This window comes from Dokdonella sp. GW821-FHT11D02, assembly GCF_058808595.1.
Genome location: NZ_CM179520.1, coordinates 1,952,259 through 1,965,769 on the forward strand (window position 1 = coordinate 1,952,259; position 13,511 = coordinate 1,965,769).

At 70.1% G+C, this 13,511-nt stretch carries 11 protein-coding genes; 7 read left to right on the forward strand and 4 right to left on the reverse strand.

What is annotated here, in order from left to right:
* Window positions 1-29: 29 nt before the first annotated feature.
* The gene (locus AC3QL3_RS08205) at window positions 30-1,136 is read left to right on the forward strand and encodes a cyanophycinase (RefSeq protein WP_492897890.1); all 1,107 of its coding nucleotides are present in this window, start codon (window positions 30-32) and stop codon (window positions 1,134-1,136) included.
* Here AC3QL3_RS08205 and AC3QL3_RS08210 read toward each other — a convergent pair.
* Both AC3QL3_RS08210 and AC3QL3_RS08215 read right to left on the reverse strand, forming a co-directional pair.
* Window positions 1,133-3,214, reverse strand: a complete 2,082-nt coding sequence (locus AC3QL3_RS08210; RefSeq protein WP_492897891.1) for a hypothetical protein — start codon at window positions 3,212-3,214, stop codon at window positions 1,133-1,135. The genes AC3QL3_RS08205 and AC3QL3_RS08210 overlap by 4 nt on opposite strands.
* Before the next feature lie 179 nt (window positions 3,215-3,393).
* Window positions 3,394-5,742, reverse strand: a complete 2,349-nt coding sequence (locus AC3QL3_RS08215; protein WP_492897892.1) for a winged helix-turn-helix domain-containing protein — start codon at window positions 5,740-5,742, stop codon at window positions 3,394-3,396.
* Window positions 5,743-5,889: 147 nt separating this feature from the next.
* Between AC3QL3_RS08215 and AC3QL3_RS08220 the strand changes: the two genes are divergently transcribed.
* The 5 genes from AC3QL3_RS08220 (at window position 5,890) to AC3QL3_RS08240 (ending at window position 11,275) form a co-directional block, all read left to right on the forward strand.
* Window positions 5,890-6,888 (forward strand): LLM class flavin-dependent oxidoreductase, encoded by a 999-nt coding sequence (locus AC3QL3_RS08220; protein WP_492897893.1) that lies wholly within the window; start codon window positions 5,890-5,892, stop codon window positions 6,886-6,888.
* Between the two features lie 62 nt (window positions 6,889-6,950).
* The gene (locus AC3QL3_RS08225; protein ID WP_492897894.1) at window positions 6,951-8,126 is read left to right on the forward strand and encodes a methyltransferase; all 1,176 of its coding nucleotides are present in this window, start codon (window positions 6,951-6,953) and stop codon (window positions 8,124-8,126) included.
* 92 nt (window positions 8,127-8,218) lie between these two features.
* Window positions 8,219-9,973, forward strand: a complete 1,755-nt coding sequence (gene abc-f, locus AC3QL3_RS08230; RefSeq protein ID WP_492897895.1) for a ribosomal protection-like ABC-F family protein — start codon at window positions 8,219-8,221, stop codon at window positions 9,971-9,973.
* Between the two features lie 86 nt (window positions 9,974-10,059).
* On the forward strand, window positions 10,060-10,599 hold the full coding sequence (locus AC3QL3_RS08235; protein WP_492897896.1) for a MarR family transcriptional regulator: 540 nt from the start codon (window positions 10,060-10,062) through the stop codon (window positions 10,597-10,599).
* Complete coding sequence (locus tag AC3QL3_RS08240) at window positions 10,589-11,275, forward strand: hypothetical protein (protein WP_492897897.1); 687 nt, start codon at window positions 10,589-10,591, stop codon at window positions 11,273-11,275. The genes AC3QL3_RS08235 and AC3QL3_RS08240 overlap by 11 nt, the downstream gene beginning before the upstream one ends.
* Window positions 11,276-11,339: 64 nt before the next feature.
* Here the strand turns inward: AC3QL3_RS08240 and AC3QL3_RS08245 are convergent, their stop codons facing one another.
* Window positions 11,340-11,900, reverse strand: a complete 561-nt coding sequence (locus AC3QL3_RS08245; protein WP_492897898.1) for a hypothetical protein — start codon at window positions 11,898-11,900, stop codon at window positions 11,340-11,342.
* Window positions 11,901-12,089: 189 nt separating this feature from the next.
* On the opposite strand from AC3QL3_RS08245, the gene AC3QL3_RS08250 reads away from it, so the two are divergent.
* Entirely contained in the window at window positions 12,090-12,587 is a 498-nt protein-coding gene (locus tag AC3QL3_RS08250; RefSeq protein WP_492897899.1) for a hypothetical protein, read from the forward strand.
* On the opposite strand, the gene AC3QL3_RS08255 is transcribed toward AC3QL3_RS08250, so the two are convergent.
* Window positions 12,559-13,440 carry a transglutaminase-like domain-containing protein gene (locus AC3QL3_RS08255; protein ID WP_492897900.1) on the reverse strand — a complete coding sequence of 294 codons (882 nt, stop codon included), beginning with the start codon at window positions 13,438-13,440 and terminating at the stop codon, window positions 12,559-12,561. The genes AC3QL3_RS08250 and AC3QL3_RS08255 overlap by 29 nt on opposite strands.
* Window positions 13,441-13,511: the final 71 nt, after the last annotated feature.

Here is a 13,511-nt window from a genome sequence, read left to right on the forward strand (position 1 = left end):
CGCCGTCATCGCCACCAGGACCCTGCCGCATGCGCCTTTCCGTCATCGCCACCTTGCTGTGCCTGGCCGCGTCCGCGACCTTCGCGCCTTCCGCCGGCGCCGATACCGCAGCGAAGGCGCACAGCTACCGCGATCGCAACTTCGACTACTTCGTCAGCGGCGATCCGTCCCGGCCGCGCGCCGCGCACACCCAATTCGGCCTCGCCCTGATGGGCGGCGGCGGGCGGTTGAACGAGGCGTTCCGCTTCATCGCCCAGCACGCGGGTGGCGGCCACATCGTGATCCTGCGCGCGACCGCCGACGACAGTTACGACCCCGACGACGGCAACTACGGCGAGTCGTTCGTGAAGGACTGGGGCCCGGTGACCTCGGCCGAGACGATCGTCTTCCACAACCGCGAGGCGTCCTCCGATGCGCGCGTGATCGCCGCGCTGAAGAACGCCGACGGCATCTTCCTCGCCGGTGGCGACCAGTCCAACTACATCCGTTATTGGAAGGGCACGCCGGTGCAGGCGGCACTTGACGCCCACGTCGCCGCGAACCGGCCGATCGGCGGCTCCAGCGCCGGTCTGGCGGTGCTCGGCCGCTACAGCTACGGCGCACTCGACGGCGGCAGCATGGAATCGAAAGTGGCACTGGCCGATCCGTTCGACGCGGGCGTGACGCTGGAGCGCGATTTTCTGCACTACCGCTACCTCGAGCAGGTCATCACCGACACGCATTTCTCCGAGCGCCATCGCCTCGGCCGGCTGATCGTCTTCCTCGCGCGGCTCGATGCGCCCGCTGCCGGGCACAAGGCCGGCAACGTGTTCGGCATCGGCGTCGACGAGAAGAGCGCGCTGCTGATCGGTGCCGACGGCAGCGGCCGGCTCTCGGGCGACTCCGCCGGCGGTGCGTGGATCGTGCTACCGCGGCGGCCGGCGACGCAGCTGGCAGCGGGCAAGCCGCTGTCGATCGCCGACGTGCGCTTGGTGCGGCTCGACCGCGACGGCCGCATCGACCTGAAAACCCGCGCGGTGCAGCGGCCGGCCGTGGACGTCGCGCTGTCGATCGTAGACGGCAAACTCGTCGGCGATTCGCCCGCGGCGGCGATCCTGACGCGCGAGCGGCCGCAGCCGGACGAGGACCGAGGCTAGGGGGCGCCGCCGTCGAATCCGTCGGCGAAGATGGTGTCCGAATCGGGCTGGTCGGTGATTTCCAGCAGCAGGCGGCCGCCGTCGGTATCCAGCTTGCCGTAGATTCCGGCGGGCAGCGCCAGCGACGTCTTCGCGGACGACACCGACGCCGCTTCGAGCAGGGTGTAGCGTGTGCCGATCGCCGGCACGCCGCCGCCGAAATCGACGGCGACGATCGCTCCGTCTAGCACCGCCGCTGCGTCCACGCTCAAATGCGAGACCTCGGAAGACGCGGCATCGGCGACCACGGCCAGGCGTGCGCTCGCGGCGAAGTTTGCGTCGCCGTGCACGGCGAGTGCGCCGTACGGATCGGCGCCGTTGCCGGGTGCGACGGTGGCACCGGCGCCGGCGCTGAGACCGGCGACCGCGCCGTTGCCGCGCAGCGGTCCGGCCGTCACCGCCACGGCGCCGGCCAGACTGCCGTCGAGTTCGAGCGTGGCGACGCCGAGTTGGGTCGAGCCGAGATAGCTGTGGGCGCCTTGCAGCACGACGGTGCCGCCGCCGTCCACGCTGAGACCGCGCCGATTCGTGCTCGTCGCATCGCTGTCGGCTTCGTCGGCGACGCCATCGGCGAGGGTCCAGGTGTGGCCGTCGCCGGGTGACAGGATCAGGCTGCCGCTGCCGCCCTGCAGGAAGAATCCGTCGCCGAACGCTTTGCCGTCGCCCGCGCTTCTGCTGTCGCCGTTGATGGCGCCGGCCGGGCCCGCCTCGATATGGCTGCCGGACAACGTTCCCTCGCCCGCGATGCGCAAGGTGCCGCCGTCGACCAGGAAGACCGCGCCGCCGAGGCCGGCGCCGCCGCCGCCGGTGGACAAGGCACCGGCGTTGCCGCCGACGCCGGCGGCGAAGCCGCCCGCCGCGTTGCCGCTGCCGCCACCGCCGCCGAATCCACCGGCGCCGCCGTAGCCGCCGCCACCGCCCCCGAAGCCGCCGTGACCACCGAAACCGCCGCCGCCGCCGAAGCCGCCGGCGGCCGCGTCCGGATCGTCCGCGTTCGGACCGTAACCGCCACCGCCGCCGAAGCCGCCGCGTCCGCCGCTGCCGCCGAAGCCGCCGGAAGCGCCACCGCCGCCACCGAATCCGCCGTTGCCGCCGTTGCCTTGCGAACCGGCGTCCGGGTCGGACGCCGTCGCGGCCAGCCCGCCGAAACCGCCACCGCCACCGCCGCCCGAGTTGACGCCGCCACCGCCACCGCCGCCGTCGACGGCGCCCGCGTCGCCGCCGACCGTGCCGTCGCCGGCACCGCTGCCGCCGCCGCCGGAAAATCCGAACAACCCGGCGCTGCCGTTCTGCGGCAGCGCGTTGTTGCTGTCGCCGCCGTTGCCGGTGTAGCCGCCGCCGCCCGGACCACCGGGATCGTGCTCGCCGCCGGCGTAGGACAGCGCGCCGTTGCCGAACAGGCCGGCGCCGCTGCTGCCGCCGACGCCGAAAATTCCGCCGCCACCGCCGCGACCGCTACGTCCGCCCAAGCCCCCGCCGCCGGCGACCGAGCCCTGGCCGCCGGGGCCGCCGATGGCTTGGTTGCCGGCGAAGACGACGTTCGTCAGCGTCACGTCGGCCGCGCCGTTGACGAACAGCGCGCCGCCGGCGCCGAGGCCGCCGCCACCTTGCCCGGCGCTGGTGCCGCCGGCGGCGGTACCGTTGGACAAGGTCAGGTCGTGCACGGCGAGAGTGATCCTCGCAGCCAGCGCGCTCTGCGGCACTCGTTGCGCGAGGTCGGCCTGCGTCGCAGCGTCGACGCCGACGAACAGCAGCCGCTGCCGGCCGCCGCCGTCGAGCGTATGGCCCTGGCCGTCGATCGTCGCGTTGCAGAACAGCGGCGGCAGCGGGCCGTCGAGCACGATGTCGGCGCTCAACGCGATGGTATGCGGCGCGCTGCGCGAGTCGGCGGCATTGGCGGCATCGATCGCCTGCACCAGGCTGGCGTAGTCCGCCGCCGTATAGCTGTCGGCGAAAGCGGGCGAGGCGGCCAGCGCGGCGGCCAGCGGGACGAGGCGGAAGGGTGAGCCGGCCGGACGGCGGAGAATCGAAACAGGCATAAGGAATTCCTGCATAGGGCGGGGAGCGGGCGCCGCGCGAAGCGGCGCTGCGAAAGCGTGCGCAGGCTAGTCCGCCGCCGCCGCCGTGCCTTCAAGGAACGATCAAGAATCGATCAACATGCGGCCGCGGCTGGATTTTTTCGGCGCCGGCGCAGCACCCGCGCCGGCGGATCGGCCGCTCAGTGCAGCGTCGCAGTAACGGCCAGCGCAGGGCGCCACGGTGCATCGAGCGGCGGCAGCGGCCGTGCGCCGGCCAATTTGCGGGCGCGTTCGTACAGATGTGCCGCGGCGGCGGGCTGGCGTGCCGCGGCGAGGCGCGCCAGCAGCAAGGTGGACGCGAAGTCGTCGTCGGCGTGTGCTTCGATCAACCCGGCCAGCATGCGCGCGGCGTCTTCGTTGCCCTGCGCCAGTTGCAGGCTCGCATAGGGAATCGCGACGTCGCGCAGTTGCCTGGGCGAGCCGTTGTCGCGGACCTGGGCGAGCGCGTCTCGATAGTCGGCCTGGGCTGCATTGATGTCGCCGTCGCGGAGGTGCAGGGCGGCGCGCGCTACCAGCGCCAGCGACAGAGTCGGGCCGTCGAGCGGCTCGCCGGCCGCAGTCAGCAAGGCTGCGTCGGCGCGTGCGGCGGCGAGGTCGTCGACGGCGAGGTCGCTCATCAGTCGTACCGACGCCGCACCGATGCGCGTGCCCGGCTCGGCCGCTTTCTGCGCGATCTCCAGCGCCGGCGCGCGCACTGCCGCCTCGTCCCCAAGCACCCGCTCGACGCGCAGCGCACCGAGGCGCGCGTCGGACAGCGCGTTGTCGGAGGTCGTGCTGTCGGCGGCGCGATCGAGTTCGGTGCGTGCCGCGGCGAAGGCGCCGCTTTCGGCGAGCGCTTCGGCGTAGTGGACGGTGGCGAAGCGCTGCATCGCCGGATAGTCCAGCGCGTTCAGCCGCGGCAGCAGCTCGCGCCAGACGGCCAAGGCGTCGGCGTGCCGCAGTTCTTCGTCCAGCGCCAGCGCCACGTTCATGCGCGCGCCGAGTTCGATCTCGGTGGCGCCGATCGCCGCGGCGGCGTCGGCCGCGCGGCGGTAGCTCGCGATCGCTTCGTCGTAGCGGCCGCGATGTGCGGCGGTGGTGCCGAGATCGTCGTCGATGTGCGCCAGCAACAGGCGATCGCCGTCCTCGCCCAGCTCGAAGCGTGCGCGGTGGAAACTGGCTTCGGCGTCTGCATACGCGCTGCCGGCCGCCTGCGCGTTGCCGAGGCCGCGCCAGCCGCGCGCGAGTTCGGCGCGATCGCCGCCGGCCTGCGCGATCGCCGTGCGGAACGCCTGCTGCGCGGCGTCGGCGTGCCCGAGCAGCAGTTCGCCGTAGCCGAGCGTGCTCCAGGCGGTCGGCAGCCAGGACGGATGTGCGCTGCCGGCGCGCGCGATCAAGGTGCGCATCGCGGTGCTCGCGACATCGGCGCGGCCGAGCCGATTGAGTGCCTTCGCGCGCAACAGAGCGACTTCGGGTTCGGCCTCGACGCCGGAGGCCGCGGCGAGATCGAGCGCGCGCTCGGCGTGCCCTTCGAGGATGGCGGCCTGCATGCGCGCCGCGGTCGCCAGCACCTCCGGCGTGCTCGACGACTCACCGCGATCGCCGCCGCCGAGCGCGGCGCGGATGCGTTCGGCCAGCGCTGCCGCCGCCGCGGCCGCGTCGCCGTTCTCGGCGCTGACTACCTGTGCTTGTCCGTCTGCGCCGAGCAGGGTCGCGTTGAGCGTCCATTGCGCCAGGCTGCGTTGCGCCTCGATCAGCACGACGGTGCTCGCACCGGTCGCTTCACGCAGATGTTGCGCCGAGGCGTTCGGCGCGGCCGCCACGGCCGCCAGCACGCTTTCGCTCGGCACCAGCGAATGTCGGGGCAGGTCGCGCAGCGCGTCGGCGCTCATCGCCATCAGGCCCAGGCGCATCCAGCCATCCTGGGCGATCGCGCTGCGCACGGTGGCCGGCGCGACCAGCACGAGGCCGGGAACGGGGCGCGCGCGCACGGCGTCATGCGTCGGCGAGCGCCAAATCCATGCGGTCAGAACCGCGATTGCCGCGAGGCCGATCAACGCGGCGGCGACGCTCCGGCGGCGCAGACCGAAGCGACGCAGCGATGCGTCGGCGACGATTGCGGATGCAGCGGCAGAGGGCGGCGAATCGGAAGAACTCGCGAGCCCGGCAGGGACGAGGTGCGTCGCGGCGGTGTCGCCTTCGAGCGCGATCGGCGCGACCCACTGGTAACCGAAGCGCGCCAGCGTGCGGATCACTCGCTGCGCATGGCCGTCGTCGTCGAGCAGCCGGCGGGCCTTCAGCACGGCTTGCGCCAGGGTTGCGTCGCTGCAATCCACCCGTCCCCAGGCGGCGGCGATCAATTCGTCGCGGCCGACCGCGCGCTGGCGCTGTTCGATCAGGTAGACGATCAGATCGAACACGCGCGGCTCGACCGCGACCGGCTCGCCTGCGCGTTGCAGCGTGCGGGCTTTCGGATCGAGGGCGAAGCCGGTGAATCGATACAGCGACATGGCCGAACACGTGCAGCGAACGCGAACTTATGCGGCAATTCGCGCAGGGCGGTCAAGTGCTGCGGAAGATCGACGCAGATCCGGGTGGACGTTTGAAAAAGGCGGCCGCGCCTTCATCTCGTCCGCTTCGTCGGTCAGGACTTCGCCGTGATTCCTTTCTCCGTTCTCGATCTCGCGCCGGTGTGCGAAGGCAGCGATGCGGCGCAGTCGTTCCGCAACACGCTCGACCTCGCGCGCCACGCCGAACGCCTCGGCTATCTGCGCTACTGGCTGGCCGAGCACCACAACATGCCCGGCATCGCCAGCGCGGCCACCGCGGTGCTGATCGGCCACGTCGCCGGCGGCACCTCGACCATCCGTGTCGGCTCCGGCGGCGTGATGCTGCCCAATCACGCGCCGCTGCAGGTGGCCGAGCAGTTCGGCACCTTGGCTTCGCTGTATCCGAACCGCATCGACCTCGGCCTCGGCCGCGCGCCCGGCACCGATCAGGCCACCGCGCGCGCGCTGCGCCGCTACTTCGACAGCGCCGAAGCGTTTCCCAACGACGTGGTCGAATTGCTCGGCTACTTCGCCCCCGCCGCGCCGGGCCAGCCGGTGCGCGCGGTACCCGGTGCCGGCATCGAGGTGCCGGTGTGGCTGCTCGGCTCCAGTCTGTTCAGCGCGCGGCTCGCCGCGGCGCTGGGCCTGCGCTTCGCGTTCGCCTCGCATTTCGCGCCGGACGCAATGGCGCAGGCGCTCGATCTGTATCGGCGCGAATTCCAACCTTCCGTGCATCTGGCGCAGCCGTACGCGATGCTCGCGCTGAACGTGGTCGCAGCGGAAACCGACGCCGAGGCGCGCCGCCTCTTCACCACCTTGCAGCAGGCCTTCACCAACCTGCGCCGCGGCCGGCCCGGGCTGATTCCGGCGCCGATCGACGACATCGAAAGTTACTGGACGCCGACCGAGAAATTCGGCGTCGAGCAAGCCTTGGCCTGCGCCGTGGTCGGCGCTCCGACTACGGTCGAACGCGGCATCGCCGAGTTCGTCGAGCGCTTCCGCCCCGACGAGCTGATGCTGACCGCCAACATCTACGATCACGCCGCGCGCGTGCGTTCGTTCGAGATCGCGGCGCAAGCGCGCGAGCGTCTCGCCGGCGTCGGCTGATCGCCGCAGAAAGCCGAGCCGCCGCGCCTATACTCGCTTCTTTTACGAGCGGGGAAGTGGGCGTGCAGGCAATCGAACAGTCGCAGCTCGATCAGGTTCGCGCGATGTGCGCCGACGACGGCTGGCGTCGCGCGGTGCTCGCTCATTGCCGCGGCATCGACCCGCAATCGGCGCTGCCGGCGTTCAATACGTCCATCCATCCGCGCGATCAGATGCTGCTGCATTCGCTGCGCCATCATGGCGACGCCGGCGCGGCCTTCAGCCAGTACTTCGGCATCGCCGTGCAGCAGTTCGCCAGCGCCGAGCAGATCCTGCGGCTGTTGTACGGCGAGCAAGCGAGCGGGCTCGAGGTGCTGGATTTCGCGTGCGGCTACGGGCGCCTGCTGCGTTTTCTCACACTCGCGTTGCCGCCGCAGCAGATTTGGGCCAGTGAACTGCAAGCCGACGCGGTCGCGTTCGCGGCCGATGCGTTCGGCGTGCGCGCGATCGCCTCGCACGAAGATCCTGCGCGCTTCGATCCGCAGCGCCGCTTCGATTTCATCTGGGTCGCCTCGTTGTTCTCGCACCTGCCCGAAACGCTCTTCCATGCCTGGCTGCGGCGTCTGCTCGCGCTGCTGACGCCGCGCGGCACGCTCTGCTTCAGCGTGCGCGACGTCGCCCTGCTGCCGCCCGGCCAAATGCCGCCGCCTGGCGGCTTCCTCTACGCGCACGCGAGCGAGAACGCGGAACTCGCGACCGACATCTACGGCACCACCTATGCCGACGCCGCCTTCGTGCGCGACGCGGTGCACGCGGCGGTCGCCGACCGGCGTGCCGTGCATCGGCTGCCGAAGGCGCTCGCGCACGAGCAAGATCTGTACATCGTCGCCGCCGATCCGCAGCGCGATCTGTCCGTCTTGTCCGAGTTTCGACGTGGCCCTTGGGGTTGGCTGGATCGCGCTCGCCTCAGCACCGACGGCCGGTTGCACCTGCAAGGCTGGGCGGCGTCGCTGGACGACGGCGCGGTGGAGCGCGTCGAGATCGAGATCGACGGGCAGCGTCATACCTGCATGACCGGCGTGGCACGGCCGGACGTGAGCGCGGCGTTCGCGGATCCACGCCTGGCCACGGCCGGCTGGGAGTTCACGCATGCGCTCGGGTCGGCGACGGCCGGCGCGCGCGTCACGATCGGCGCGCATACGCGGCGAAATGAAACCGCGCTGCTCTACGCCGGCACGATTGCGGTCGAAGCCGGCTGAGCCGGCGGCGCTCGCCGCAGATCGCGCGAGCGCGGCGGAATCGGCTTGAGCGACCGGCTACAATAGGCGTCTTTGTTCCGAAGTCCTCCGTCATGATCGCTTTCCGAAACTTCGCCCTGCGCCGCGGCGAACGCTTGCTCTTGTCCGAGGTCGACGTCGCCCTGCACGCCGGCGCCAAAGTGGGCGTGGTCGGGCGCAACGGCTGCGGCAAGTCGAGCCTGTTCGCGGTGGTGACGGGCGAGGTCGAGCCGGACAAGGGCGACATCGATCTGCCCAACCGCTTGCGTCTGGCCAGCGTGGCGCAGGAAACGCCGTCGTTGCCGGATGCGGCGATCGATTTCGTCGTCTCCGGCGACGACGAAGTGCACGCGATCCTCGAAGCCGAGAAAGCCGCGAGCGCGGCCGAAGACTGGGACGCGGTCGCCGCCGCGCATCAGAAGCTGGCCGAGATCAACGGCTACGACGCCGAGGCGCGCGCCGGACGCTTGCTGCACGGCCTCGGTTTCCGTCCGGAAACCCATCGCATGGCGGTGTCGGAATTCTCCGGCGGCTGGCGCGTGCGCCTGAACCTCGCGCGTGCGCTGATGCAGCCGTCGGATCTGCTGCTGCTCGACGAACCGACCAACCACCTCGATCTCGACGCCGTGCTGTGGCTCGAGCAGTGGTTGCAGAAATATCCCGGCATGCTGTTGATGATCTCGCACGATCGCGAGTTCCTCGACGGCCTCTGCACGCACACGCTGCATCTGCACGAACAGCGCGCCAAGCTCTACAGCGGCGACTACACCAGCTTCGAGCGCCAGCGCGCCGAACACCTGCGTCAACAGCAGATCGCGTTCGAGAAAGAGCAGACCGAACGCGCGCATCTGCAAGCCTTCATCGACCGCTTCAAGGCGAAGGCGAGCAAGGCCAAGCAGGCGCAGTCGCGCGTCAAGCGTCTGGCCAAGCTGGCCGGCACCGAAGCGGTGCGCGCCGAGCGCGAGATCCGCATCAACTTCGCGCAACCGGCCAAGCTGCCGCATTCTCTATTGCGCTTGAACGCGGTCGACGCCGGCTACCGGCTCGACGGCAATGCGCACGCCGGCCCGTCCGATCACGACGTGCCGGAAGAGGGCGATCACGTCACCATCCTGCGCAACGTCAAGTTCGGCCTCGAAGCGGGCGACCGCATCGGCCTGCTCGGTCCGAACGGCGCCGGCAAGTCGACCCTGGTCAAAACCCTGGTCGGCGAACTGCCGCTGCTGGAAGGCGAGCGCACCGCGCACCCGGACATGGTGCTCGGCTACTTCGCCCAGCACACGGTGGAATCGCTGCACGAAGGGCAGACGCCGATCGATCACTTGCGCGAGATCGCGCCGGGTGTGTCGACGCAGGACTTCCGCGACTACCTCGGCCGCTGGCAATTCCCCGGCGAGCGCGCGTTCGAAGTGGTCGACGGCTTCTCCGGCGGCGAACGCGCGCGTCTCGCGCTCGCGCTGATCGCCTGGCGCAAGCCGAACGTGCTGTTGCTCGACGAACCGACCAACCATCTCGATCTGGAGATGCGCGAAGCCCTGGCCGAAGCGCTCAGCGACTTCGACGGCGCGATCGTGCTGGTCTCGCACGACCGCCATCTGACCGGCCTGGTCTGCGAGACCTACTGGCGCGTCGCCGACGGCAAGGTCGAGGAGTTCAACGGCGATCTGGACGAGTACGCCGCGTGGCTGCGTTCGCGCGGCTCCAACGGCGGCGGCGAGTCGGACACGAGGAAGGCGGCGGAGACGAAGAAAGCGACTGCGCCGAAGCCGGCGGCCGCCGGCAAGCAAGTGCCCGACTACACGCCGAAGGCCAAGCGCAACGCGCGTTGAGTCACGCCTTGCATCTGCCGCATTCTCGTGCCAGGTAGTTGACAGGGCTGTATTATTTCTCGATATTCCATATTCCGGAATATGGAATGCGTGCCGTGGAGTTGAAGCCGCAGGACCTCTTGGTCGTGCTCAAGCGTGCCGTTCATGCGCAGCGCTCGTGGACGTATGCGAGCCTCGGCGAAACTCTGCAGATGAGCGCTTCGCAGGTTCATCGCAGCGTTCAGCGCAGCTTGCTCGCAGGGCTCGCGACATCCGAATCGCGCGGCGAATGGAAAGCGGTGCGCAGCGCACTGTTCGAGTTCGCGGTGCATGGCGTGCGCTACGCGTTTCCGGCCACGCTCGGCGCGCCGCGCCGCGGCGTGCCGACGTCGTTCGGTGCGCCGCCGTTGTCGCAGCACATCAGCAGCGCGCCGGGCGAGGCGCCGGTCTGGGCGCATGCGGAAGGAAAGTCGAAGGGACCGAGCTTGTCTCCGCTGTGTCGCAATGCGCCAGCGGCCGCCCTGGCCGATCCCTCCCTGCACGCTGTGCTCGCCTTGGTCGATGCCCTGCGCAGCGGTCGTGCGCGCGAGCGAACACTGGCGGCGAAACTGCTCGACGAACGGCTGAAGAACGCCGATGCCGCGTGATACGCCCAATCTCGCCAACCTGCGCGTGATCGCAGTGGCGCTGGGTGAGCTGTGCGAACGGGTCGTGTTCGTCGGTGGGGCGACGGCGGAACTCCTGCTGTCCGATCCCGCAGCGGAAGGAGTCCGCGCGACCAAAGACGTCGATGCGATCGTCGACGTCGACGGCCTGCCGCGATTCCAGAGGATCGAGAAAGAGTTGGCTGCGCACGGTTTTCGGCGAGATGTCGAAAGCGGCATCGTGTGCCGATGGATTCACATCGATTCCGGCGTGCTGTTCGATCTGATGCCCATCGATGCCGCCGTGCTCGGTTTTTCCAATCCCTGGTATGCCGAAGCGGTCAGAACTGCTGAACACGTCGCACTGGGCGAAGGCGTCGAAATTCGCTTGATCGCAGCGCCTGCCTTCGTCGCGACCAAGCTCGCCGCATTCGCCGGACGCGGCAACGAAGACGTTCTCGCGAGTCACGACATCGAGGACATCCTGAACATCGTCGACGGTCGGCCCGAGTTGGCGCAGGAGCTGGCGGATGCGCCGGCGGCGCTACGCGATGCGGTACGCAAAGGCTTCGCCGACTTGCTCGGTCATCGCGATTTTCTCAACGGGCTGCCCGGCCTCGTTGCCGACGCGGGCCGCGCCGGCATCGTGGCCGAGCGGCTGAGGAACATGTCGGCCTGACTCCGGGCGTGGCTTGCGGAAACCGGCGCGATGCGCCGGTTTCTTCATGGCCGCAACGGGTTCGTTACGCCGCCGGCCACAGCCAAGCGAAGGTCGCCGCGGTGATGATCGCGTAGACCAGCCCGTCGATCGCGTACTTGATCGAAACGCCCCAGGGCTGGCCGCGCCAGATCGAATTGGTCGGCTCGCCGAAGGAATAGCCGAGCAGGGCGGCCAGGCCCACCGTGTGCCAGATCGCGTGCGTGCCCGGGTTGGGCGGCAGTGCGTGCGCGGCGAGGCCGGCGCAGGCGATCGAGATCACCAGACAAAGCAGGAACCAGGCGCCGAGGTGCGCGCCGAGGCTCTTCATGCCGTTCGCGCTGAGGTACACCTTCGCCACCGGCCCTTGGTTGAATTTCGCCTGCACCGCCGGGTCCTTGAACGTGGCCGGGTCGCAGAACGGCAGCATGTAGACGCCGGGCGCCGGCTGGTTCCGGCGGATCGCCGCGGCGACCTCGTCCTCGTTGGCGAAACCCTTGGTATCGGGCATGTGCCAGAACTTCAGCGCCATGTTGATCACCGCGCTGGCGAAGAAAACGAAGACCCCCGACAACAGAATCGGCAGCCAGAACGACATCAGAGACATGAGACCCCTCCCGTGGTTGGTCGCGCGGAGTCTACTTCGGGCAATGAAGGATTTGTTGCTGCATTGAAGCGTACGGCGGCACGTCTTCGACGCCTCGATCGCGTGCCTCAACCCCGCCGCGCGATCTGGTCCGTTGCAAATCGCCGTGGTAGAACGATGCCGCCGGCGTCGCCACGAACGGAGTTGCCCATGGCCTGCTTTCCGAAGATCGATCAACCCTGTCCGCTCGGCATCGACGAGCGTGAGCGCATCGACGGTTACTGTGCGCGCTGCGAGAAAACCGTGCACGCGCTCGATGCGCTCGACGAGACGCAGCGCCGCGCGTTGCTGCGCCAGGCGAACGGCTCGATCTGCGTGTCGTGGCGCCGTCCGGTCGCGCGCGGGCTCGGCGTGCGGCTCGGTGCGGCGCTGGCGATGTCGGTTTCCGCTTCCGCGCTGGCGATCGAGGTGCTGCCGAACGATCCGGCCGCGAACGCGGCGCAAAGTTCGGTCGAAAAGCCCGGCCTGTTCGGCGACAAATCCAAAGGTCCCGAATGCGACGAGAAGGCGAAAGCCGAAGCGGCTCAGTCGCTGAGCAGCGTAACGATCACCGGCGGCGTCAGCGATCCGCACGCCGCCGAGTGGGTCGACGATTCGGACCTGCCCGATCTGCCGATGGTCAAGGCAGCGGCGTCGACGAATCCTTGATCGCCTTGCCTTCGTCCGCCGCCGGCAGCACACCGGCGGCGTCGACGATGCGCAGGCGCGCGATCTGTTCCATCACGCCGCGCGCATCTTCGGGCCGGCCGTCGCCTAGGGCGAGCGCGAGGTGGCCGGCGTCGAAGCGGCCGACCGCGGCGTCGTAGCTGCGCCAGCGCTCGCCGGTCCACACCTGCACCCACAGATGCGGTCCGAAGGCGTGCGGCCGGCCGAGGAAGCGGCTGTCGTAGACCAGCCCGGCGACCACGCGCGCCGGAATGCCGCGCGCCCGCGCGGCGGCAGCGAGTAGCACGGCGAACTCGGTGCAGTCGCCCTCGCGCGAGGCCAAGGCCTCGCTCGCGCCGGCGTAGCGGCGATAGTCGATCGCGCCGTTCATGTGTTTCTGGATCGCCAGCACCAGCGCGCTCATGCGCGAGTCGACCGAGGCGCCGCCGCCGGCCTGGCGCGCGAACGCGCGTACGCTCGCCGCGTCGCTGTCGACCCAAGCGTTGGCACTGAGATAGCGCTTCAACTCGGCAGCGGACGGCGCCGTTTCGCGGCCGCAGTCGCTGCACACCGTCAGCAGCGTGCGCGCGCCCTGCGTCTGCGCGTGCTGCTCGAAGGTTTCCGGCCAGCTCCACGCCGCGTCGGCCGCTGCACCCGCGCGCGCTTCCAAGACGTAGCGGATCGTCCCGGCGCGCGCCTGCACCGACAGCTTGTACGGCGAGGCGACCAGCAGCTCGCGCAGCGAGGCTTCGATGTCGGCGTTGGAAGCGAGCGCAGCGTCGGCCGCCGCAGCGCCGGCGCTCCAGGCGAGCAGGGCGGAGCAGAACAGCGGGAACCAGCGTATCGATGCGGTCATCGGTGGGTTGGTGTGGTTTTCGGCAGAGTGCCAGTAAACGCGGTCGCGCGGCAGCCGGGGTCGCCCGCGCC